Source organism: Microbacterium sp. W4I4, from assembly GCF_030816235.1.
Classification (GTDB): domain Bacteria; phylum Actinomycetota; class Actinomycetes; order Actinomycetales; family Microbacteriaceae; genus Microbacterium.
Map to the genome: position 1 here is coordinate 1385523 of NZ_JAUSXT010000001.1, position 23462 is coordinate 1408984.

Here is a 23462-nt window from a genome sequence, read left to right on the forward strand (position 1 = left end):
GCGGTCAGCCGAAGAAGGCCACGCCCAGGTCCGGGTGGTCCACGAAGACGCCGTCGACGCCGGTGTCGGCGATCACCTGCCACTCGGCCTCGTAGTCGCCGAAGGCGGCCTTGCCTCCGCTCGCGCGGAACGGCGCCGACAGGTACACGTTCTCGGGTCGGCATGTCCAGGTGAAGACCTTGAGGCCGCGGGCGTGCGCGTCCGCGACGATCGTGCTGCCCGGCTGCAGCAGCATCCGCTTGTTCACGCTGATCCCGTCCACCTCGCCGCGCAGCCGGTCCAGGCCGGCCGGCGTGACGGTCGACGAGTAGTCCGGCGCCGCCCGCCCCAGCGTGGAGACGAGGTCGAAGGGCTTGCCGTTCGCCTCGATGAGGTAGACGAAGGATGCCGCGATGCCGGTCTCGCGCAGCTGCGCCAGCACCGTGGATTCGAATGCTTCGATCACCAGCGGCAGCTCCCCGTCGGCCCAGCCGCCTGCCCGCAGGTCGCGTTCGATCAGCGGAACCAGATCGAGGCCGATCGATGCGAAATGGGTGGCGTGCTTGATCTCGAGCACCATGCCGATCTCGCGCCCGTGCTCGACGGATGCCGCACGCACCATATCGAGCAGATCGATCAGCCTCAGGATGGGCTGGGTGCCGTCGAAGCTCGCGCTGGACGTGCGGATCTTGGGGAGTCGCTCGCAGGTGCGCAGGGTGGCGAGCTCGTCCCAGGTGAAGTCCTCGGTGAACCAGCCGGTGAGGGGCAGTCCATCTATGGTCTTCGTCGTGCGGCGGTCGGCGAACTGCGGATGCCGCGCCACATCCGTCGTGCCGGAGATCTCGTTCTCGTGCCGGATGACCAGCACGCCGTCCTTCGTGGCGACGACATCGGGTTCGACCGCATCCACCCCCATGGCGAACGCCAATTCGTACGAGGAGCGGCTGTGCTCGGGGCGGTAGCCGGGGGCACCGCGATGCCCGATGACGAGCGGAGATTTCCTGGGCACGCTTTCAGCGTAAAGCACCCCAGTCATAGCTCCGCCGGGTATCTTTGAGGAAAGAGTTGACCGATCCCTCGGGAGCAGAGGCCACACCATGAGCAACTTCGCATTCAACAACCCCGCGTTCCAGAAGCAGGACCCGCGCAAGGCAGCCACGTATCCGGGCGGCCCGCAGGCCACTCAGTACGCCCCGCCGCCCGCACAGACCGCGCAGAACGCGGCCGTCGATGCCGCCGCGAACGCCCAGTTCGAGGGCATGTACGCCGCGCCGTCCGCCGGTGCGATCGAGACCGACCGGATGACGGTCGAGGACACGATCTGGAAGACCGTGTCGCTGTTCGCCGTGCTCCTCGTGACCGCGGTCGTCGGCTGGGTGTGGACGGCATCCACCGTCACGATCGACCAGGCCACCGGACAGCTGACCGCTGACCTGACCCCGTGGATCGTCGGCGCACTCGGTGGCTTCGTGCTCGCCATGGTCGTCATCTTCACCTCGCGCAAGAAGGTCCGTCCTGCTCTGGTCTTCGCGTACGCCGCTTTCGAGGGTCTGTTCGTCGGTGGCATCTCCGCCTACTTCGAGACCATCTGGCCCGGCATCGTCATGCAGGCCACCCTCGCGACCGTGGCCGTCGTCGGTGTGACCCTCGCCCTGTTCGCCAGCGGCAAGGTTCGCGCCTCGGCGAAGATGACCAAGATCTTCATGATCGCCATGGTCGGCTACCTGGTGTTCTCGCTGCTCAACGTCGTCCTGATGTGGACCAACGTGCTGCCCGGCGAGCTGATGTTCGGCATGCGCAGTGCCACGATCGCCGGCATCCCGATCGGTCTGATCCTCGGCATCCTCGTCGTCTTCATGGCCGCGTACTCGCTGGTGATGGACTTCGACCAGATCCAGCAGGGCGTCCGCAACGGCGCTCCCCGCAAGTTCGGCTGGATCGGCGGCTTCGGCATCATGGTCACCGTCGTGTGGCTGTACGTCGAGATCCTGCGCATGATCGCCATCCTGCGTGGGAACAACTGACCCCACCGCCCCCGTTCAGAAGGCCGCTCTCCCCCGGGAGGGCGGCCTTCCGGCGTTCACGGCATCCTTAGCGCAATACCCGACGCGCCCGCAAGGTGGTACCGGTCTCCCGCAGGATGGGGCATTCTTGGTGCACACGCGGCAACCCGCCGTGTCGAACAAAGAACGGAGACTCTCATGGGCTTCCTCGGATTCCTTCTTCTCGGTCTCATCGCCGGAGCGATCGCCAAGCTGATCCTTCCCGGCAAGCAGGGCGGCGGATGGCTGATAACACTGCTGCTCGGTGTCGTCGGCGCCATCGTCGGCGGATGGATCGGCGGTCTGTTCGGTCTGGACATCTCTGGATTCTTCGACATCGGAACGTGGCTGTGCGCCATCGGCGGCTCCATCATCGTTCTCCTGATCTACGGTGCCATCGTCAGCCGACGCAGCGGCTCCAAGGCCTGACCTCAGGTCTTCACAGAAGAGGCAGGTCCCCGTTCGCGGGGGCCTGCCTCTTCTGCGTCTGCTGGTGCGGTCAGGGCTGCCGCGCCTTGAGCTCGAGGAGAGCTCGTTCACGCTCGTTGCCGGCGAGCCGTGCCGCGGTCGCGAACTCGGCGCGCGCCTCGTCGCGACGGCCGAGCCGCAGCAGAAGCTCGCCGCGTGTCGCCGGGAGCAGGTGATAGCCGCGCAGTTCGCCGGCCATGTCCAGCTGGTCGATGATGCGCAGAGCGGATGCCGGCCCCGTCGCCATCGCGACCGCCGCAGCGCGGTTCAGCTCGATGACGGGCGAGGGCGTCAGCCTGCCGAGGGCCTCGTACAGCAGCACGATGCGATTCCAGTCGGTGTCGTCGACGGATGCGGCGACGGCATGGCATTCGGCGATCGACGCCTGCAGCGCGTATCCGCCCCTGCCGCGCCCGAGCGCGTCCACGCGCACCAGTTCGGCACGGCCTCGCGCGATGGCCGCACGGTCCCAGCATGAACGGTCCTGATCGGCGAGCAGCACCGGATCGCCGTTGCGGTCGACGCGGGCGGGGAAGCGTGCGGCTGTCAGCTCCATCAGGGCGAGCAGACCGTGCACCTCCGGCTCGCGGGGCACGAGACCGGAGAGGATGCGGGTCAGCCTCGTCGCCTCGCGCCCGAGATCCGGCCGTATCCAGTCCTCCCCCGCGCTTGCCGTGTGCGCCTCGTTGAAGATCAGGTACAGCACGCCGAGCACACCGCCGAGCCGCTCCCGGAATTCCTCCCTCGGCGGCAGCTCGAAAGGCGCGTTCGCCGCTCCGAGTGTCTTCTTGGCCCGCACGATGCGCTGCTGCACCGTGGCCGTGGGAACCAGGAAGGCCCGGGCGATCTCCTCACTGCCGAGACCGCCGACCACGCGCAGCGTCAGCGCGACCTGCGCCTCGCGCGAGAGCACCGGGTGGCAGGCGATGAAGATCAGGCGCAGCACATCGTCGTCCACGGCATCCGGATCCCACGGCGGCGCATCGGATGACGCATCCTGTTCTCGCTCCAGATCGTGGGCGATCGCGGCGATGCGGTCGTCGTACCGCTCACGGCGACGCCAGGCGTCCACGGCCCGGCGCTTCGCGACGGCGGTGAGCCAGGCGGCCGGGTTGCGGGGCACCCCGGCATCCGGCCACTGCTCGAGAGCCTCGGCGAGGGCCTCCTGCGCGAGATCCTCCGCAAGCGGGAAATCGCCGGTCATCCGCGTGAGCGTGGCCACGATCTTCGCCGACTCGATGCGCCACACCGCGGCGACGGCGCGCCCCGCGTTCGCCGCGGGGCCCGCCGTCGATTCATCCGCGGACACGATCAGCCCTCGGCGCGCTGCGCCTGCTCCTCGCGCCAGCCGGCTTCCTTCTCGATCCACTCGTTGTCGGCCGGGAAATCCGACATCTCGGTGACGCGGCGCACCTCGAGGAAGGACCCGGGGCCGAGCGGCGCGCGGCCCGCCCATTCGGCGGCCTCCTCGCGCGTGGCGGTCTCGATGATCCAGAAGCCGTTGAACAGCTCCTTCGTCTCGCCGTAGGGGCCGTCGGTGACGAGCGGCTTCTCGGCGCTGAAGTCGACGACGAAGCCCTCGGCGGCGTCGGTCAGCCCCTCGCCCGCCAGCAGCACGCCGGCCTTGATCATCGACTCGTTGTACTTGCCCATGGCCTCGATGACCTGCTCGAAGGGCGTCTCCTCGTACGCCTTCACAGCCTCGTCGGTCGCGCGCATGATGAGCATGAACTTCATGATGTCTCTCCTTTGTACCTGTGGGTGGAGGGCCGTTTCTCGACCCTTTCATTCAAGACGTCGAATGAGAAGACGCCGGATCGACATCACGGCGAGAATCTTCTGAGAATCTTTCCCGCATGCCTCCCCTGCCATGATGGGTGCACGGACGAAGCGCTGATCGGGGCACCGGCTGTGCGTGAAGGGGCGGACGATGCGGGGAACACGGATGAGGACGATGACCGTCGGGGGTGCTCTGGCGCTGACCATCGGAATGCTGCTCGGATCCGGCAGCGCGGCGATGGCCGAGACGCCCGTCGATCTGGATCCCGGGTACGTCACCGACCTGTCGGGGGTGCTCACCGACTCCGCGGAACAGAAGCTGGAGCAGCAGCTCGGCGAACTCGCCGGCGCTGAGGACCGGCCGGAGCTGTACGTGATCCTGGTCCCGGACTTCGAGGACCCGGACAACGCACTCGCCTGGGCGGACAAGACCGCGGTGCGCAGCAATCTCGCCTCCGACCAGTACCTTCTCGCGATCGCGACCGACGGACGAACCCTGGCCATCTCGGCCGAGTACGGCGGTGACGGCGTCGACGCCGGCCCGCTCTCGGAATCCCGCATCCTGAAGATCGAGGACCAGCTCGGTGGCGACTATCTGAGCAAGGACGACTGGGCCGGTGGCATCGAGTACGTCGGCTACGAGTTCACAAAGGTGCCGTGGCCGTGGTGGGTGTGGGTGCTGGGTGTGGGCGGGCTCGCGCTGATCGTCTTCATCATCACGAGGATCGTGCTGTTCGTGCGACGTCGTGCCGCACTGGCCGCCGAGCTGCGCACTCTGGAGGGACGGAAGAAGCACGCGGCGCAGCGGCTCGTGCAGACCGACGAGGCCGTGCGCACCAGCGAGCAGGAGCTCGGATTCGTCACGGCGGAGTTCGGTGAGGAGAGCACAGCCGAGTACGCCGCCGTGCTCGCGGACTGCCGTTCGAAGCTGCAGGCGGCGTTCCAGCTGCTGGAGAAGCTTCAGGATGCCGTCGAGGACACCCGCGATGACACCAGGGCGTGGACGAAGGGCATCCTCGACCTCTGCGCGAAGGTCGATCACGCGCTCGAGGATCGCAGGAAGCAGCTCGCCGCGCTGCGCGCCCTCGCGAAGAACTCCGCCGAGACCCTGGAACGGCTGAAGACCGCCCGTGCGGAGGCGACGCGGACGCAGCAGGATGCCGAGCAGCGCCTTGCGACACTCACCGCAGCCTTCCCGCCCGCCGAACTGGTCAGTGTGGCCGAGAACCCCCGCGAGATCGCGCAGCGTCTGAGCGACGCGGACGACGAGCTCATCGCACTCGAGGCCGCTGTCCAGGCGCGCAAGCCGCGTGCGATCGCGGATTCCGTGCACGAGATCGAACGCCTGCTCGCCGAAGCCGGTGACCTGCGCGATGCGATCAGCGCCTACGCGGAGGTGCTGTCGGGCCACGCCACGGCATCCCCCGGCTCAGCGCAGTCCCCGGCGACCGTCGAGCAGGCGGAGCGGGCCGTGCGCGCCGCGCAGGCCTCGGTGCAGGGCCGGACCGGTGGGGTGAGGTCAGCAGCGCTGAGCCGCCTGTACCTGGCGCAGCGCCGGCTCACCGAGGCGAAGTCGGCCACCGACCCCGGTGAGGTGCAGCGTCTCGCCGCGGCGGCGCTCGCCGCCGCCGGTGAGGTGCAGGCGGTGTCGGCACCGGTCGCGGCGTCCGCTGCGGGATCCGCATCGCGATTCGCCGCCTCCGCCCCGCGCTGCCGACGACAGCCCGATCATGTACGACTCGCCGTCCGCGTCCGCGTCCGCGTCCGCGTCCAGCCCGCGCTCGTACGCCGATGACGGCCCTTCCACAGGCGGGAAGGCACTGTGGGGTGCCGTCAGCGGTGGAGTCTTCGGCCTCATCAGCGGCTTCTCGGTGGCCGATGGGAATCCGGGCGCGGTCGTGGTCTTCGTCCTCATCGGAGTCGCGATCGGCGCCCTGTCCGGCGCGTTCTCGGGCAGCGGCGGCGGATCGTCCTCCGGATGGGGCGGTTCGTCGTACCGGGGCGGATCATCGCGATCGTCCTTCAGGAGCTCGTCACGATCCAGTTCGTCGCGGTCCAGCAGCCGATCCGGCGGGAGTCGCTCGTCGGGCCGCTCCGGGGGACGCCGCTTCTAGCATCCGCTCCCCCGATGCGCGAGCATCCGCGAGACTTCTGCTTCTGCATGAGACTGAACGTCTGACGTGCAGTCTCATGCAGAAAGGCAAGTCTCGCGATGGGTGCGGGAGACTACTCCCACTCGATGGTTGCCGGTGGCTTCGACGTGACGTCGAGCACGACCCGGTTGACCTCGCGCACCTCATTGGTGATGCGGTTCGAGATCTTCGACAGCACGTCGTAGGGCAGGCGGGTCCAGTCGGCCGTCATGGCGTCCTCGCTGGAGACCGGGCGCAGCACGATCGGGTGTCCGTAGGTGCGGCCGTCGCCCTGCACACCCACCGAGCGCACGTCGGCGAGCAGCACGACCGGGCACTGCCAGATCGTCTGGTCCAGGCCCGCCTTGGTGAGCTCCTCGCGGGCGATGGCATCCGCCTCGCGCAGGATCTCCAGACGCTCGCGGGTCACCTCGCCGATGATGCGGATGCCGAGGCCCGGTCCGGGGAACGGCTGGCGGCCGACGATGGCCTCGGGGATGCCGAGCTCGCGGCCGATCGCGCGGACCTCGTCCTTGAACAGGGCGCGCAGCGGCTCGACCAGCTCGAAGTCCAGGTCCTCGGGAAGACCGCCGACATTGTGGTGCGACTTGATGTTCGCGGTGCCCGCTCCCCCGCCGGATTCGACGACGTCGGGGTACAGGGTGCCCTGCACGAGGAACTTGACGGGTGCGCCGCCCGTGGCCTTGGCCTCTTCGACCAGGTCGAGCTGCACCTGCTCGAAGGCGCGGATGAACTCGCGGCCGATGATCTTGCGCTTGGTCTCGGGGTCCGTGACGCCGGCGAGGTGGCCGAGGAACGTGTCGACCGCGTCGACCGTGATCAGCCGCACGCCGGTGGACTCGACGTAGTCCTTCTCGACCTGCTCGCGTTCGCCCTTGCGCAGCAGTCCGTGGTCGACGAAGACCGCGGTGAGCTGGTCGCCGATGGCCCGGTGCACGAGCGCGGTGGAGACGGCGGAGTCGACGCCGCCGGACAGGGCCGAGATGACCCGGGCGTCGCCCACCTGCTCGCGGATGCGCTCGAGCTGCTCAGCGATCACGCTGCCGCTGTTCCAGTCGGCGGGCAGGCCCGCGCCCTTGTGCAGGAAGTTCTCCAGGATCTCCTGGCCGTGGTCGGAGTGCTTGACCTCGGGGTGCCACTGCACGCCGTACAGCCGGCGCTCCTCGTTCGCGAAGGCGGCGACCTTGGTTGCATCCGTCGTGGCGAGCACCTCGAAGCCCTCGGGGGCGCGGGAGACCTGGTCTCCGTGGCTCATCCACACGTTCTGCTCCGCGGGCTGACCGCCCAGCAGGGTGCTGCTGTCACCCGCGGCGATGTGCGCATCGGTGGCGCCGTACTCGCGCAGGCCTGTGTTCGCGACCTCACCGCCCAGGGTCTGCGCCATGTACTGGAAGCCGTAGCAGATGCCCAGCGTCGGCACACCGAGCTCGAACACGGCGGGATCGAGCTTGGGCGCGCCCTCGTCGTAGACCGACGACGGTCCACCGGAGAGGATCAGCGCGACCGGGTTCTTCGCGGCGATCTCCGCCGCGGTCGCGGTGTGCGGCACGATCTCGCTGTACACGCCGGCCTCCCGCACGCGGCGGGCGATCAGCTGCGCGTACTGCGCTCCGAAGTCGACGACGAGCGCGGGGCGCTGCTGGGTCTCGGTCTGCTCGGTCAACGGGAACCTTCCGGGGTGGTGGTCGAGGTGCGAGTGGCTGCGTCCGTGGCGGATGCGGCATCGGCGGAGGCGTCGGATGCCTCGCGGCCGGAGAGATAGACCTTCACGTCGCGCGCGACGCGCGTCTCCATGATGAAGGACAGCAGCGGGATGACGCCGCCGAGTGCGAGCAGGATGAAGCGCGGGAACGGCCAGCGCATCAGGCTCCACATCCGGAAGCATGCGAAGAGGTACACGACGTAGAACCAGCCGTGCGCGATGAGGATGCCCAGCGACAGGTTGACGCCGTCGCCGGTCGACTCCAGCTTCTCAGGGCCCTGCACCACATCCGCGAACCAGAGGAATCCGCCGGACCCTCCGAGGAACAGCTCCTGACGGATGGGCGTGTACTTCAGCACCATCTCGGTCACGAGCAGAAGCAGCATGACGCCGGTGATGATCGAGGCGATCTGATAGAACTTCAGCGCACCGCGGATCGCCGGGAAGCTCGCGACTTTCGGTTCAGCCATGCCCCCATTCTAGTGGCCGCCTCCTGAGCGCTCCGCCCGGCGGCCGACGAGTGGAGCGGGGCGGATGCTGCACGGCATCCGTTCCCCGATACGACGGGCGAGGCCGCCGAGATCACTCCCGACGGCCTCGCCTGTTCCTGCTGTCAGCGGATCAGAACCACTGTCCGATGGCGCCGATGAGCCAGCCGACGATCCCGTCGATCAGACCCGCGACGCCGCCCTTGCGGTTGACGTGCACGGTGGCCGTGGCAGCATCCCCGTCGGCCTGCGAGACCGACAGAGTGTACTTGCCGGGCTGCGTGGCCTTGGGCACCGTCACCGTGGTCGTGAACGCGCCGTCGTCGCCGACGGTCACGGTTCCGAGCTCCAGCGCCTCACCCTTCTTCGGCTGCAGCTGCACCGTCACGGTCTCACCGGGCTGGTAGCCCTCACCGCTGACGGTGAGAGCCTTGCCCGCGGCCACCTTCGACGAATCCAGCTCGATGGTGCCGGCGAACTCGCCCGGCTCCTGGTCGTCGCCGGCGATGGTGAACGGCACCTGCACGGTCGTGCCGGTTCCGGCGACCGCGACGGTGAGCTGCTGCTCGCCCGTCACGCCCTCGGGCACGGTGAACGTCAGGCTCGCGCGTCCGGCCTCGTCGGTTGTGTCGACGACAGCAGGGTCGACCGCACCCGAAGCCAGCGCCGTGCCACCCAGCGAGAGCGTCACCTCGCCCGGTGCCGCCTCACCGGCGCTGAACGCCAGCGAGGAGAGGGCGACGGTCACCTGGTCGCCGGCGCTGTAGCCGTCGGCATCGGCCGGGCTGAGCACCACGCCGACCGCGCGCTGGGCGAGGTCGGGGGTCGCGGTGCCGTTCGCGGTGAACCAGTCGACCATGGACTGCAGGTCGACCTTTCCGGTGTCCTTCTTGTCGGTGCCGTCCGCGAAGGTGAAGAAGTTGTCTCCACCGGCGGCCAGGAACGAGTTCGCCCCGACCAGGTAGGACTTCGCCGGATCGATGGCGACGCCGTTCAGCGTCATCGAGGTGATGTGCTCGCCCTGCGCCGCGGCCGGGTCGTAGGTGTACACCAGGCCCTTCGAGACGCCGAGCTTCAGGAACGGACGGGAGGCGTCGGCCGGCTGCCACTGCTCCTCGAGCACGCTCTTCAGCTGCGCGCCGGTGAGGTTCAGCGTGACCAGCGTGTTGGCGAACGGCTGCACCGTCGCCGCCTCGCGGTAGGTCACGTTGCCGTCTGGATCCCCCTCGCCCTTCGAGGCATAGGTGAGGCTGGTGCGGATGCCGCCCGGGTTCATCAGTGCGATCTCCGCGCCGGTGGACCACTGCTGCACATCGGCCACGAAGTTGCCGACGGTCGACTCGCCACCGCGGTTCTCCGTCTTGCCGTCGCTCTGCAGAGCCCGGTTGAAGTCGGCCGTGATGTCGCCGACCTTGACGGCGCCGAGCACATCGGCGCTCTTCTTGGCGTCGTCGACGATCGCCTGCACTGCCGGCACGGCCGGGTAGTTCGGCACCCAGAACGTCTTGCCCGCGGCATCCTTCTCCGCATGAGCGAGGGGCTTGATCTCGTTGGTGACCGAGATCAGGTCCTTCGTCTTGGGGTCGACCTGCAGGTTCATCACGCCCATGTTCTCGCCGTACTGCCCCGCCGAGACGACCGGGCGGCCGTCGATGACGTGGTTGTACGCGAGGTGGGTGTGCGCCGAGACGATCGCATCGACGTCGCCGTCCACGCCGTACACGATCTCACCCAGCGGGGAGTCGGGCGTGATGCTGTCGACGGCCACGGTCGTGGCGCCCTCGTGAACGAGCAGGATGACCACATCCGCTTCGCCGTTGGACGCGTCGCCGTCACGCAGGTCGTCGGCGACGGCGTTCACCGAGTCGACGATGCTGCGCACCTCGAGATCCTTGATGCCATCGGGTGAGACCAGGCTGCCGAGGTCCTCGGTGACCGCTCCGACGAATCCGACGCGCACGCCGTCGACGTCCTTCACCCACGCCGGAGCCAGCGCGGGCTGACCGGTCTCGGTGACGAAGACGTTCGAGGAGATGTACTCCCAGTCCGCACGGTCCTGCACGCGGTCGCGCAGGTCGGCCCAGCCCTTGTCGAACTCGTGGTTGCCTGCAGCGCTGACATCCAGTCCGGCGGCGTTGAGCGCGTCGATCGTGGGGTTGTCATCGTTGATGAACGACGTGAACGTCGATGCGCCGATCAGGTCGCCGGCGGCGGCGAAGATCGTGTTCGGGTTCGCGTCGCGCACCGACTGCACGGCACCGGCGAGCACGGCTGCGCCGACGGCGGCACCGTCGGCCTCGATGCGACCGTGGAAGTCGTTGATCGTGGCGATGTCGATGCTGACCGGCGGCTCCGTCGCCGAGACGCCGACGACGATCGGGTCGTGGTCGCTGGAGCGGAACGGGGTGCCCGACTCGGTGGCGCCGAACGCGTAGCCGCGGTCGCTCCACTCGGGCGAGTTGATCGTCCACACGCCGGCACCGGTGACCGATGCCGCCAGCGAGGGCGACGCGATCACGTGGTCGAGCGAGCCGAGTTCGCCGTCGAACGTGTAGGTGTACTGCCCCGTCGCCTTGGACGGGACCGTGTCGAGCCAGCCCTGCGACGTGAACACGTCGATCGGGTCCTCGTGGCCGTAGGCGTTGAAGTCGCCGATCAGCAGCATGTCTCCGCTGCCGCTGTCGGTCTTCAGCTTGTCGGTGAAGGCCAGCAGCGACTGCGCCTGCTTGACGCGGTCGGCGTTGAAGAAGCCCTGACCATCGGCCGGCTGTGTTCCGGAGCCCGACTTCGACTTGAAGTGGTTCGCGACGACGGTCACGGTGCGGCCGTCGATGTCGAACGCCTGGGCGATCGGCTCGCGGGCGTTGCCCCAGACGGTCTCGTCCGTGATGGTCTGGCTGGCGCCCTGGGGCGTCACCGCCGCCTTCTTGTAGATGATCGCGCTGGTGATGAAGTCGGTGGTGGACGCGTCGTTCAGCGCGGCCGGCGTCGGGACGAACGCCCACACGTCGGATCCGGCCGCCGCGTTGAGTCCGTCGACGAGGTCGCCGAGCGCCGTGTCGACAGGCTCGCCGAGCTTGACCGAGTTCTCGATCTCCATCAGCGAGACGATCTCCGCACCGGTGCCGTTGATCGCCGCGACGATCTTGGACTTCTGGATCGCGAACTGCGCGGCATCCTTCGCGCCGCGTGCGTCGGAGTTCTCCGAGCTCAGCGTCGTGAAGTAGTTGTACACGTTGAACGACGCGATCTGCACGTCGCCGCCGACCGAGGGGACCTCGGGGCGCGGGTTGTTCGTCGTGAACGAGACCTTCTCGGCCGCCGGGGATGTGCTGTCCAGCGGCGTGACCGGCTGCAGGCGCCAGTCGTCGAAGCCGTACTGCAGCACGAAGCCCTTGTCGCCGAAGTCGACGGCGTCGCCATTGCGCACGACGACGTCCTTCGTGAAGTACGGCTGGTCGCCGGTGTGGCCGGACTTGCCGATCTGGGCGTTGTAGCCGTCGTCGAGCAGGATGCGGTCGGCGCGGTTGGCGGCGGCGATGGCATCCGCGTCGGCGCCGGGGCGCTTGAGCTCGGTGCTCTTCACGTTCAGCTCACCCGGGTTCAGCCAGAGGGTGCCGAAGTTGTAGAGCTGGTGGCTGGAGGCCACCAGGTAGTCGCCGGTGGGCGCGACGAGCATGTTTTCGTACTGCTCGCGATCGGCGCCGACGACCGTGGTCGGCAGCGGCGTGGCCGAGGGCACGCCGGCGGCTGGGGTGACGACGGTGACGTCGGCTGCGGAGCCGGGGGTGATCTGCGTCTGCCCGAAGTACTCGCTCACAGCGCCGTTTACGGAGACCAGATCGCCGATGCTGCCGGGGACGGTCTTGCCGTTCAGGAAGACGAAGATGCCATCGGATGCTCCGGGCGTGGCGTCGTTCGCGCCGCCGGAGCCCGCCGTCTGGATGACGATGCCGTTGTAGCCGCCGGTGCGGTAGTCGGCGGTGATGACGCCCTCGACGGTGACGGTCTGGCCGACCATCGGCGAGGCACCGCCCGTGCCCTGCACCTCGGCGATCGAGGCCTTGGTGCCCGGCTGCGGGTCCGTGCCCGGATCGGTGCCGGGGTCGGTGGCCTCGGTCTCGCCCTTGGAGTTGGTCGGGGTGATGGATGCCGAGAGCGTGAAGTCTGCACTGTTGACGTCGGTGTCCGCGCCGCCGGTGCGGTTCAGCGACTTGACGTCGGTGTTGCCTGAGGGCGCGGTCGCGGCGGATCCCTCGAAGGTGTTGGAGGTGCCGTAGCCGAGCACGTCGACGATGTCGGTGGTGCCGGCCGTGTCGCCGACGGGGATCGCCGTGCCGGTCTTCACGAGCGCGATCGTCCCAGAGGATCCCGAGAAGTTCAGACCGCCGGAGACGGCGTCCGCGGTCGGGAGCGCGGCGCCCGCCGGCGTGGTGCCGTTCTGGCCGCCCTGCACGAGGAAGTATCCGCCCGCCGGGATCGAGCCGGTCAGCGCGATGGTGCCCGAGGCCCCGCCGGTTCCGGTCGCGGAGCGGTACTGCAGCGACAGCCCGTCGAGGGCGAGTGAGGCGCCCGTCGGGTTGTGCAGTTCGACGAACTTGTTCTTGAACGCGGCGCCGGCGCTGCCGCCGGACAGGTAGGCCTCGTTGATCACGACGGCGGTGCCGTCGACGCTCGCGAACGCGGGCGCGGCGACGAGCGAGCCGAAGCCCAGCGCGAACACCGATGTCATGGCGAGAGCGCACACGCGCCCCCGACTTCTGGAACGTGCTGCGACGGGAACGTACTGCTTCGCGTCGCCGGGGGTGGACATCTTCACTGCTGTCTCCTCGGGTAAGGCAGGAACGGATCTCGTGAATCCGTCCGCGGACGTGCGCGCATCGCACATGGAATCGACCATAGGGTGACCCTCCGACGTCGGGCAAGTGCATTCACCGAGCGCTAACCGGATGGCCACCCGGGCGTTCCGAACGTCCAGTCGGAGGTCGTCTACGTGTCGGAGCCGTCGCTCTCGAACTCCTCGACCTCGCGCTCCCAGGCGTCCTTGGCGAGCCGGTACCAGAGGTAGAAGGCGAAGCCCGCGAAGACGGCCCACTCCGCCGCGTAGAAGATGTTCAGCCAGTTGATCGGCGACGACTCCCGCGGCGCCGGCGAGCTGATGTCGACGAGCCCTGCGGGGGCGGTGACGGATGCCAGGTACGGCCGGTACACGTCGAGCTGATCGACGTCGTGCCAGCGGCTCAGCAGCGCGGCGGGCGACATCCGATCCAGTTCCCACGGGTCGGCGCCGGACGGCACGACGGCGCCCTCGTCGTCGATGAGGCGCCCGGTGACGTCCTGCTCCACAGGTCCCGCGGCTTCCAGAGCCTTGACGGCGGCATCCGCCTGCTCCCGGGTGTCCGCCCACCCCAGCGCGACCGCGATCGAGGTGCGCTCGGCGACGCGCAGCTGTCCGGTGACCCAGTAGCCCTCGGCGCCGTCGTTGGCGCGCTGCGACACGACGATGAAGTCCTCCGGCACCCAGGTGCCGTGCGTCTGCACCCGCTGACCGCCGAGCGACTCGTCCAGATACGTTCCCGGCTCGATCACATCGGCGAGCGGACGCACTTTCTCGGTCATCCCGGGCGGCGGCGGATCCGTGTCGATCGCGCGCGCCAGCTGCCACTGGCCCAGCCAGGCGAACACGCCGGCGATGACCAGGCAGAGCGCGAGCACGCCGATCCAGCGCCGGCGCAGCATGACCTCGCGCAGGGTCGGCGGGAACACCTGCGGTGCGAGCGGCTCGCCGCCGGTCATCCCAGCTCGTATGGCGCGAGCACGACCTCGACCCGCTGGAACTCCTTCAGGTCGGAGTAGCCGGTGGTCGCCATCGACTTGCGCAGCGCGCCGATGAGGTTGGCGGTGCCGTCCGCGACGGGCGCCGGTCCGTACAGGATCTCCTCGAGGTTCGCCACGCCGTCCACGGCCACGCGGCGTCCGCGCGGCAGCTGCGGGTGGTGCGCCTCGGCGCCCCAGTGGAAGCCCTGTCCGGGAGCATCCGTGGCGCGGGCCAGCGCTACGCCGAGCATCACGGCATCCGCGCCCATGGCGAGCGCCTTGACCATGTCGCCGGAGGTGCCCACACCGCCGTCGGCGATCACGTGCACGTAGCGTCCGCCGGACTCGTCGAGGTAGTCGCGGCGCGCGGCCGCGACGTCGGAGACCGCCGTCGCCATCGGCGCGTGGATGCCGAGCGTGGCGCGGGTCGTGGATGCCGCTCCCCCGCCGAAGCCGACCAGCACGCCCGCAGCGCCCGTGCGCATGAGGTGCAGGGCCGCGGTGTAGGTCGATGCGCCGCCGACGATGACCGGCACGTCGAGGTCGTAGATGAACTTCTTGAGATTGAGGGGCTCGGCGACGCTGGAGACGTGCTCGGCCGAGACCGTGGTGCCGCGGATGACGAACAGGTCGACACCGGCCTCGACGACCGTGCCGTAGAACTCCTGCGTGCGCTGCGGGGTGAGGGAGCCGGCGACGGTGACGCCCGCCTCGCGGATCTCGGCGAGGCGCTGCTTGATCAGCTCGGGTTTGATCGGCTCGGAGTACAGCTCCTGCATCCGCACGGTCGCGCGGTCGGCCGGCAGCGCGGCGATCTCGTCGAGCAGCGGCTGCGGGTTCTCGTAGCGGGTCCACAGGCCCTCGAGGTCGAGCACGCCGAGGCCGCCGAGCTGACCGAGCATGATCGCCGTCTGCGGGCTGACCACCGAGTCCATCGGCGCGCCGAGGACGGGGATGTCGAACGAGTAGGCGTCGATCGTCCACGAGGTCGAGACGTCCTCGGGGTTGCGGGTTCGCCGCGATGGAACCACCGCGATGTCGTCGAACGTGTACGCGCGACGCGCGCGCTTGCCTCGGCCGATCTCGATGTCCATGCTCACCCGTCCAGCCTACCCGTCACCGTCGATGTGCCCCATGCGGTTGCAGCGCAGCATCCGCTCGCTTCTGCCTCGCACGTTCACCCAGCACAGGAGATTCGTCCGACACAGGACGATTCCACAGACATCGCAACAGGACGATTCTCGGGAGAACGCCCTGTTCTCGACGAATCTCCTGTGTCGGGTCAACGGGCTGCGGATGCTGTTCGAATCGCCACCGGTATTCTCACGGACAGGAGACTACTCATGACAGACATCATTGTTATCGGCGGCGGGGTGATGGGGCTGGCGACGGCTTGGGAGCTGAGCCGCCGCGGGCACCGCCCTGTGGTGCTCGAGCAGTTCGCGCGCGGGCACGCGCAAGGCGCATCGCACGGTGCGACCCGCAATTTCAACAACGCCTACGACGAGGCGCACTACCTCGATCTGCTCGTGCGCGCCCGTGACGGCTGGGATGCGCTGGGCGAGCCCGGCGGCGAGCCGCTGCTTCGGCTGCACGGCCTCGTCACGCACGGTCAGGTCGACATCGCGTCGGTGCACGCCCGGCTCGGCGAACGAGGCATCCCGTCCGAGATCCTGGATGCGCGGGAGGCGGGGCGTCGCTGGCCGGGCATGCGCTTCGACACGGATGTGCTGTGGTCGGCCGATGCCGGTGTCATCCGGGCATCCGCTGCTCTTGTCGAATTCGAGCGCCGCATCGTGGCCGCCGGCGGCGAAGTGCGCTGGAACGCACCTGCGCTGAGCATCCGCGAAGACGCCGCGGGCGTCGCGGTGACGCTGCCCGATGGCGTTGTGCATGCCGAGACGGTGGTGATCACGGCCGGCGCGTGGACGTCGAAGCTTCTCGGAACGGGCTTGCCGCGACTGCGCGTCACCGAGGAGACACCCGCCCATTTCGCGCCTCTGTCAGAGGCCCCGTGGCCCTCGTTCAACCACCACGTCGACCCCGCGAGCCATCCCGCGACGGTGTACGGCATGCCCACACCGGGCGAGGGCGTGAAGGTCGGTTTCCACCGGGTCGGCGACGAGGTCGATCCAGACGACCGGCCGCACCGCACCACGCACGCCGACGCGCTGGCGGACTATGTGCGCGAGTGGATGCCCGGGCTCGACCCGGCTTCGGCCGTGCATCTGAGCTGCACGTACACCTCCACCGACGACAGCACGTTCATCCTGGAGCGGCGCGGCCGACTGGTGATCGGCGCGGGGTTCTCCGGGCACGGCTTCAAGTTCGCTCCGGGTGTCGGAGCCGTGCTGGCCGACCTCGTGGCCGAACCGGCCGCGTCGACGCCCTTCGCGGGCATCCCTCGCACTACCGCAGCTGGATGATGCGGTCCGACTCACCCCAGGCTCTGTCAGCAGTGAGTGCCGGCCGACCGAGTCGCGCGGCGAGCGCGAGGCACAGTCTGTCGCCCAACGACAGGCCGGAGCCTCGCCTCCACGACGAGGCGGCGTTCTCGGCATCCGCTGCGGTCACCGGCTCCACGCGCAGGTCGTAGCTCAGCAGCAGAGCGCGGGCCACACCCCAATCGGCTCCTCCCGAGCGGATCTTCTGGGCGATCTCCGACCAGTTCGCGGCACCGATCACTGCGCCGTCCAGGTAGGACTCGACCTGGTCGGCTCCTGGCTCGCCCTGCATGTAGGCGAGCACTGCCGATGCGTCGAGCACCGTCATGCCGCGTCTTCCGCCTCCGACGCCGCGCGTCGTTCGTCGAGCAGATCGGCGACGAGATCCGCTCCGGCGAGCTGAGCGCGCACGATCCGCTTGGCCTGCTCGCGGGTGGCCAGGACGACCCCATTCGCCGTCTCGATGAAGAGCAGGGGCGTCCCGGATTCCCAATGCTGCTGAGCGCGCAGAGTCGCAGGTACGACCAGCCGACCCCGGTCTCCCATCACGCTTCCATATGTCCCACTCATAAATTCACTGTACCACCGTGGGCTCTGTGATGGTCAGCGCGGATCGGACATCCGCGCGAGCAGTTCGCTCAGCAGCGCCTCGGAGACCGGATGCGGCAGCTTCTCGATCAGCGCCATCAGCTGCGCCATCGGCTGATCGGCCGAGACCTTCCCCGCCCCGGCCAGCCGCAGCAGACGCCAAGCGGCCTTCGGCCCCGGCACCCGTCCGTTCTCGCCGTAGCCCAGTGCTCGCATGCCCGCCAGCAGCATCCGTGCGTCGGCCTGCGGCTTGCCGCGGACGGAATCGGATGCTGCGCGAAGCGCCTGCGTGAACTCGGCGAGGCCCTGCTCGAGCACCGGCGTCAGCGTGAGGTGGGCGCTGTGCGGAATGCGCACGCCGTCGCTCTGCAGAACCCCGGGCTGGTGCTGGATCTTCCAGCCGTACGCAGTCAGCGCGTCGGCGAGCCGGTGCGGGTCGACCTGCTCGGCCGGGACGGCTGCGGCATCCGCGACGAGGGCGATCGCGGGTCCGACCGGGTCGCCCATCACCGACAGCCCCGGGATGCCGTCCACCGTCTCCCTCAGGGAGAGCGCCACCCGTCGGATCGATCCGACCAGCTCGGCGTACCCCTGCTCGCCCAAGTGCTGCGTGATCGCCCAGGCCGCGGCCAGCGGCGACGCCGATCGCGAGCCCAGCAGCGTGGGGTTCACCACCGGGTAGCCCGCCCAGCGCGTGGTGGCGAAGAACTGCGCGCGCTGTCGGCGGCGAGCATGCGGTCCGCCGTGCAGCAGCACCGAGACGCCCTTGGGCGCGTAGCCGAACTTGTGCAGGTCGGCCGAGATGCTGGTCACGCCGCGCACCCGGAAGTCCCAGGTCGGCAGCCCCGGCCACCAGGGCAGCACGAAGCCGCCGAAGCAGGAGTCGACGTGGCACGAGATCCCGCGCGCCTCGGCAGCTGCGGCGACAGCGGCGATCGGCTCGAGCGCACCGCTGGGATACGCCGGCGCCGACACCACGACGAGCGCGACGTCGTCGTCCATCCGCGCGATGAGGTCCTCGGCCCGCACCGACCCGTCCACGTCGCACGGCACCGCATCCCAGTCCAGGTCGAACAGGTGCGCGGCCTTCTGAAAGGCGGCATGCACGCTGGTGGCCGTCAGCAGGCGTGGCCGCCCGCCTTCGGGATGCGCCTGGCGCCACAGGTCGCGCGCGGTCTTCACGGCGAGCAGACAGCTCTCGGTCCCTCCACTGGTGATGGTTCCGACCACGGAGCGGCCGCCGTGCAGCATCCGCCTGGTGAATCCGATCAGGTCGCGCTCCATCGCCGCGATCGAGGGGAACACGGTGGGGTCGAGTCCGTTCAGGGGCCGCGCGAGACGCGCCGCAGCATCCGCGAGTTCGTCGAGCTCGTCCCGGCCGGAGTCGTAGACGTACGACAGCACTCGGCCGCCGTGGGTCGGCGCGTCGCCTTCGCGCAGCGCCCTCAGCCGGTCGAGGATCTCGCTCGCGCGACTATCGGTCATGCCGACGTGCCCACGATGTCGCGCTCACGCAACCGGTAGCGGGCGAGCACGATCATGCTCAGCAGCATGAGCGCGGTGGGGAGGATGCTGAACGACACGGCGATGCCGGTCACCGCGGATGCCGGCTGCACGACCTCTTCGCCGACCGTCGTCTCGAGGTAGCCGGTGACGGCCAGCACGACAGCGAGGACCGTGCCGCCGAGCGCCATGCCGGTCGTCTCACCCGCAGTCCACACCCCACCGAAGATGCCGGAGCGGTTCTCTCCCCCGGCGGCGGTGCGGTCGTGGGCGATGACGTCGGGAAGCATCGCCATCGGCAGCGTCTGCATGCCCGCGTAGGCGGCGCCGGCGAGTGCGACCGGCGCGAGAATCCACCATCCCGGCATCCACACCATCACCGAGAGCACGAGCGTCGCCAGCAGGAAGACCGCGCTCGCCAGCCGGAAGGCGCGCTCCTTGCCGATGCGATCGGCGATGAGCTTCCACACCGGAGCCATCAGCACGGCCGGGGCGATGAGCGCGACGAACAGCTGCGTGACGGCGGTCTCGTCGTTCAGCACCCAGCGGGCGACGTACTGGGCGGCGGCGAGCATCATGCCCGTCGCCAGGCCCTGCAGCATGAACGTGCCCAGCAGTGCGCGAAACGGCTGGCTCTCGCGCAGCACGGTGATGCCGTCGCGGTAGTGCTCGCCGATGGTCGCGCCGGGGCGCACGGGCAGCAGCGGGCGGGTCGGGGCGACGGATGCCGAGATCAGCATCGCCACGCCGAGCACGACGGCGGCGACGATCGCCATCACCAGGTAGCCGAGCAGCTGGTCGTCGGGGAACAGTGCGCGCAGCTCGGGCCCGCCGGCGCCGAAGAGCAGGATCGCGATGGTCAGCACGACGACCCGCCAGCTGAGCAGGCGGGTGCGCTCTCGGTAGTGGTCGGTGAGTTCTGCCGGCAGCGCGATGTAGGGCACCTGGAACAGACTGAAGCAGGTCGCGGCGAGCATGAACGCCACCAGCACCCACAGCCCCGCGGGCAGCGGCGAGAATCCGGCCGGCACGGCGAAGGTGAGCACGAAGGCGATCGGCAGGCCGATGGCGCCGAGGCGCATCATCCGGCGGCGGGTGCCGGAGTGCGCCAGCGCGCGGTCGCTGATCCCGCCGATCACCGGGTCGATCAGCACGTCCCACACCTTCGCGGCGGTCACGATGGCGCCCGCGGCGAGCGCCGTCACACCGAGCGAGTCGGTGAGGTAGTAGACGAGGACGAGGCCGGGCAGCGTGGAGAACCCGCCCGTGCCGAGCGACCCGATCGCGTACCGGGAGATCTGCCCGCGCGTGAGCGAATTCGACCCTGAACCCATGTCGCTCACTCTAGTGGTGAGCGGCGACATGCCCCGGTGCCCACGAGAACGCGGGGCGCCTTGCGAAGAGGGGTGCCGTCAGACGAGCGAGCCCGTCACCGGCACGGTGTTCGCGAACAGATCGAGCACGGGGCAGTGCTCCTCGACGACCACGCGCAGCTTCTCGTACTCCTCGGCGGTGTTCGGCCCGGTGATGTCGATCCTCACGCGCACGTCGCTGAAGCCCGCGCGGCCCGACTCGTCGATGCCGAAGAGCTTGCGCACGTCGAGGTCGCCCTCGGCACTCACCTCGATGTCATCGATCGTCAGCCCCAGCGCCTGCGCGTAGAGCCGGAAGACCACCACCTGGCAGGAGATCAGCGCGCCGAGCGCGTACTCGACGGGACTCGCGGCCGCATCGTCGCCCGCCAGGGCTGCGGGCTCGTCCACGAGGAAGGTGTGCTTGCCGGCGCGGATCTCGGTGCCGACCGAGCCGACGCCGCGGCCGCTCACCTTGTAGGTCAACTGGGCGTTGTTCACGTCGCGCGCGATGCGCTCGTTCCAGGTCGTGCCCGCATCGGTGAGGCGCTGCGCGCGCTCCTCGGCGGTGATGTCGGCGATGGCATCGAGAGTGTCGTTGAGAAGAGTCATGCGGCGACCGTAACCGGGCAGGCGGATGTTGCGCACGCCACCGCGTCACGCGATGCAACACCCCGTCACGGGGCGAAACAGTACGGGGCGAAACAGTCAGGCGGCATACCGCCCGGATGCCACGGCGCGGGCACGTGCCTTAGCCGCCTCCTCCTCACGGTTCTTGGGCGGGCGCACCGCCACCAGATCGTTCAGCAGATGCTGCGTGACATGCGCGATCTCGGCGACCGCCTGGTCGAAGACCTCTTGGTTGGCCTTGGACGGCTTGGTCGTGCCCGCGATCTTGCGCACATACTGCAATGCCGCCGCGTGCACCTCGTCGGAGGTCGCGGCCGGCTCGAAGTTATGGAGGGTGTGGATGTTTCGGCACATGCCAGCACGCTACGCCGCGCCTCCGACATGCGTAACCCCTCGGACATGGGGAAGGAGCGGATGCCGGGCAGCATCCGCTCCTCGTCCCGCGCAGGTATCCCAGCCCTGCGCGGGACACACACGTCAGACGCGCGAGCGTCGACGCAGCGCGACCAGCGCGCCTCCCATCCCCAGCAGGAGCGTCCCAGCCGTCCCGGCGATCAGCGCCGGGACGCTGTCGGAGCCGGTGCGCGCGAGCTCCTCCGCCGAAGCCTCCACGGGGCGCGGAGCAGCAGCAGGTGCCGGCGAGACCTCAGGCAGAGGCGACGGCGATTCGTCCGGCTTCGGAGTCGGCTCAGGAGTCGGCTCAGGGTCGGTGCCCGGCTCGGGTTCCGGATCGGTGCCCGGCTGCGGTTCACCATCGGCGATCGCCTCGAGAGCTGCGCAGTTGTTCCGCACACTCGATTCGACGCGCGCCGTCGTGACGCATGCTTCCACCGCCCGGTTCGACTCTGCGGCGGTGAGGCGCGCCGGGAATGTCAGCGTCGCGCTCGTCCCCACATCGAAGCCCGCGTCCGGTGCATACACCGACGAGGTCGCGTCCGCGGAGACCAGCGTCCAACCAGCGGGCGCGGCGTTCGGATCACGGAGCTCGATGTTGTCGGCCCAGGTGATCACCAGTCGCAGATCCTCGACGGGTGCAGCCGCCAGCCCCGCCCCCACGGAATGGCTGTCCACCGCGACCGTGATGTCGAACTCGGTGCCCACCTCGCCGTGAACGCCGGACCAGCCCAGCTCGACCTCGGCGGAGTGATCGATCCCGACGGTGAGGTCGACATCGGCATCCGACACGACCAGGCTGCAGCGCAGGGTCGCTCCCGGCTCCAGGCGCACGGTCTTGCCGTACGGTCCCGACTGACCCGCACCGCAGTTCCAGTCCCCGCCCTTCCAGGCCGAGAGATCGAATCCGGGCTGTGCGGAGGCGGATGCCACCAGCCGCGGCACGTAGTCGCCGGCCGGCACCTGCACCTTCGCACCGGATGCGACAGTGCCGGCGACAGAGCCGTCGGGGCCGACGAGCGCCACGGCGAAGTCCGAGGCCTCCCCGACGTGGACGCGGTCGCCCTCGGCGTCGTAGCCCGGCACCGGCAAGAGCATCGCGAGCTCGAAGTACGGGTCGGGAAGCGGTCCCGTCACCTCGTACGTGAACGAGCAGGCGGTCGTGAATGCAGGGCGGACATCCACGTACCACTGGCCGTCGCGCTGATACTGCAGATCGGGCTCGAACGTGGTGATGTCGCTGATGAGCTCCTGGTACGAGCAGAACACCTCCCGGAAGGTCGTCTGCGCCGCTGCGACGGCGCCCATCTCGACCTTCATCGCGAAGGGGCCGGCGACGGGATCGAAAGCCATGAGCGCCTTGATATCCGGGTCGGACACGTAGGTCACGGGACCGGTCGCCGTGATCGTCCAGGTGAAGTCCTCGGGATACGGGGAGATCGTGTCCCCGTTCGCGTCGACCAGGTTGACGGTCACCGCGAAGAGGTTCGGCAGCACGTCGGGATCGACGACCACGACTGCGGGCGCGACGAGTGATGCGGATGCGGATGCAGATGCGGACGGAGCCACCGCGTCGGCATTGTTCTGCGCGGTCTGCGGCGCGGGCGCCTCAGGAACGACGGCGGGAGTCGCAGGACTGGACCCGTCCCCCTCCGGCATGCCCTCCTTCGCTCCCGGATCCGCGTCGACGGGCTCGTCCACCACGACCGGCTCATCCGCGTCGACGGGCTCGTCCACCACGACCGGCTCGTCCACCACGACCGACTCATCCACCACGACAGCCGCCTCCACCTCGAGAGGCGGATCCGCCGTCACCTCGGCGACGACGACGTCGGTCGGTTCGGTCGCGACGCTCGCGACGGCCTCATCACCCGAGTCCGCCTGGGCCGCCAGCCCGGGCCCCAGCAGCGCCAGCCCCGCCGCGAGCGCGGCGATCGACAACCGGGCCCCTGGCGAGCGGAGCGGCCCGCCTGACCGACGTCTCGCCGTGTGTCTGCGTGCTCGAACCATGTGTGATCCCCCTTGAACGAATGCGAGAAGCGCCGCGGCTGCGGGGGCAGCACTGCGGCGAGCGCGCCGATGGCGCTGCACACACTCTTCCGATCCGCCTGCGTCGCGGCATCC

At 69.2% G+C, this 23462-nt stretch carries 20 protein-coding genes; 5 read left to right on the forward strand and 15 right to left on the reverse strand.

Annotated elements, in window-relative coordinates; genetic code table 11:
• Nucleotides 1–4 precede the first annotated feature (4 nt).
• Nucleotides 5–988, reverse strand: a complete 984-nt coding sequence (locus tag QF046_RS06635; protein WP_307367468.1) for a glycerophosphodiester phosphodiesterase family protein — start codon at nucleotides 986–988, stop codon at nucleotides 5–7.
• Nucleotides 989–1076: 88 nt separating this feature from the next.
• Here QF046_RS06635 and QF046_RS06640 point away from each other — a divergent pair, with 88 nt between their 5' ends.
• Both QF046_RS06640 and QF046_RS06645 read left to right on the forward strand, forming a co-directional pair.
• Entirely contained in the window at nucleotides 1077–2003 is a 927-nt protein-coding gene (locus QF046_RS06640) for a Bax inhibitor-1/YccA family protein (protein WP_307367470.1), read from the forward strand.
• Nucleotides 2004–2180: 177 nt separating this feature from the next.
• Entirely contained in the window at nucleotides 2181–2450 is a 270-nt protein-coding gene (locus QF046_RS06645) for a GlsB/YeaQ/YmgE family stress response membrane protein (protein ID WP_307367473.1), read from the forward strand.
• Between the two features lie 70 nt (nucleotides 2451–2520).
• On the opposite strand, the gene QF046_RS06650 is transcribed toward QF046_RS06645, so the two are convergent.
• Both QF046_RS06650 and QF046_RS06655 read right to left on the reverse strand, forming a co-directional pair.
• Entirely contained in the window at nucleotides 2521–3693 is a 1173-nt protein-coding gene (locus QF046_RS06650) for an RNA polymerase sigma factor (RefSeq protein WP_373425751.1), read from the reverse strand.
• A 107-nt stretch (nucleotides 3694–3800) separates the two neighbouring features.
• Nucleotides 3801–4226: a YciI family protein gene (locus QF046_RS06655; protein ID WP_307367478.1), complete on the reverse strand. Its 426-nt coding sequence runs from the start codon at nucleotides 4224–4226 to the stop codon at nucleotides 3801–3803.
• Nucleotides 4227–4443: 217 nt separating this feature from the next.
• Between QF046_RS06655 and QF046_RS06660 the strand changes: the two genes are divergently transcribed.
• A complete protein-coding gene (locus tag QF046_RS06660) occupies nucleotides 4444–6063 on the forward strand; it encodes a TPM domain-containing protein (RefSeq protein ID WP_307367480.1) in 1620 nt (539 codons plus the stop codon).
• A gap of 183 nt (nucleotides 6064–6246) precedes the next feature.
• A complete protein-coding gene (locus QF046_RS06665; protein ID WP_307367482.1) occupies nucleotides 6247–6447 on the forward strand; it encodes a hypothetical protein in 201 nt (66 codons plus the stop codon).
• 47 nt (nucleotides 6448–6494) lie between these two features.
• Here the strand turns inward: QF046_RS06665 and guaA are convergent, their stop codons facing one another.
• From guaA to QF046_RS06690, 5 genes are all read right to left on the reverse strand, one after another.
• Nucleotides 6495–8084 carry a glutamine-hydrolyzing GMP synthase gene (guaA, locus tag QF046_RS06670; RefSeq protein ID WP_307367484.1) on the reverse strand — a complete coding sequence of 530 codons (1590 nt, stop codon included), beginning with the start codon at nucleotides 8082–8084 and terminating at the stop codon, nucleotides 6495–6497.
• The gene (locus QF046_RS06675) at nucleotides 8081–8593 is read right to left on the reverse strand and encodes a DUF3817 domain-containing protein (RefSeq protein WP_307367486.1); all 513 of its coding nucleotides are present in this window, start codon (nucleotides 8591–8593) and stop codon (nucleotides 8081–8083) included. Before QF046_RS06675 ends, guaA begins: the two co-directional genes overlap by 4 nt.
• Before the next feature lie 151 nt (nucleotides 8594–8744).
• Nucleotides 8745–13424 (reverse strand): ExeM/NucH family extracellular endonuclease, encoded by a 4680-nt coding sequence (locus tag QF046_RS06680; protein WP_307372755.1) that lies wholly within the window; start codon nucleotides 13422–13424, stop codon nucleotides 8745–8747.
• Between the two features lie 176 nt (nucleotides 13425–13600).
• A complete protein-coding gene (locus tag QF046_RS06685; protein WP_307367488.1) occupies nucleotides 13601–14407 on the reverse strand; it encodes an SURF1 family protein in 807 nt (268 codons plus the stop codon).
• Nucleotides 14404–15522 carry a GuaB3 family IMP dehydrogenase-related protein gene (locus tag QF046_RS06690; RefSeq protein ID WP_307372757.1) on the reverse strand — a complete coding sequence of 373 codons (1119 nt, stop codon included), beginning with the start codon at nucleotides 15520–15522 and terminating at the stop codon, nucleotides 14404–14406. The genes QF046_RS06685 and QF046_RS06690 overlap by 4 nt, the downstream gene beginning before the upstream one ends.
• A gap of 249 nt (nucleotides 15523–15771) precedes the next feature.
• Between QF046_RS06690 and QF046_RS06695 the strand changes: the two genes are divergently transcribed.
• The gene (locus tag QF046_RS06695) at nucleotides 15772–16854 is read left to right on the forward strand and encodes an FAD-dependent oxidoreductase (protein WP_307367490.1); all 1083 of its coding nucleotides are present in this window, start codon (nucleotides 15772–15774) and stop codon (nucleotides 16852–16854) included.
• On the opposite strand, the gene QF046_RS06700 is transcribed toward QF046_RS06695, so the two are convergent.
• The 7 genes from QF046_RS06700 to QF046_RS06730 form a co-directional block, all read right to left on the reverse strand.
• On the reverse strand, nucleotides 16838–17200 hold the full coding sequence (locus tag QF046_RS06700) for a type II toxin-antitoxin system VapC family toxin (protein WP_307367492.1): 363 nt from the start codon (nucleotides 17198–17200) through the stop codon (nucleotides 16838–16840). The genes QF046_RS06695 and QF046_RS06700 overlap by 17 nt on opposite strands.
• The gene (locus QF046_RS06705; protein WP_307367494.1) at nucleotides 17197–17442 is read right to left on the reverse strand and encodes an AbrB/MazE/SpoVT family DNA-binding domain-containing protein; all 246 of its coding nucleotides are present in this window, start codon (nucleotides 17440–17442) and stop codon (nucleotides 17197–17199) included. The genes QF046_RS06700 and QF046_RS06705 overlap by 4 nt, the downstream gene beginning before the upstream one ends.
• Before the next feature lie 33 nt (nucleotides 17443–17475).
• Entirely contained in the window at nucleotides 17476–18945 is a 1470-nt protein-coding gene (locus QF046_RS06710; protein ID WP_307367496.1) for an aminotransferase class V-fold PLP-dependent enzyme, read from the reverse strand.
• Complete coding sequence (locus QF046_RS06715) at nucleotides 18942–20297, reverse strand: MFS transporter (RefSeq protein WP_307367498.1); 1356 nt, start codon at nucleotides 20295–20297, stop codon at nucleotides 18942–18944. Before QF046_RS06715 ends, QF046_RS06710 begins: the two co-directional genes overlap by 4 nt.
• A 78-nt stretch (nucleotides 20298–20375) precedes the next feature.
• Nucleotides 20376–20927: an OsmC family protein gene (locus tag QF046_RS06720; RefSeq protein ID WP_307367499.1), complete on the reverse strand. Its 552-nt coding sequence runs from the start codon at nucleotides 20925–20927 to the stop codon at nucleotides 20376–20378.
• Between the two features lie 96 nt (nucleotides 20928–21023).
• The gene (locus QF046_RS06725; RefSeq protein WP_307367501.1) at nucleotides 21024–21299 is read right to left on the reverse strand and encodes a DUF2277 domain-containing protein; all 276 of its coding nucleotides are present in this window, start codon (nucleotides 21297–21299) and stop codon (nucleotides 21024–21026) included.
• A 123-nt stretch (nucleotides 21300–21422) separates the two neighbouring features.
• Nucleotides 21423–23279, reverse strand: a complete 1857-nt coding sequence (locus QF046_RS06730; RefSeq protein WP_307367503.1) for a hypothetical protein — start codon at nucleotides 23277–23279, stop codon at nucleotides 21423–21425.
• Between the last annotated feature and the right edge of the window lie 183 nt (nucleotides 23280–23462).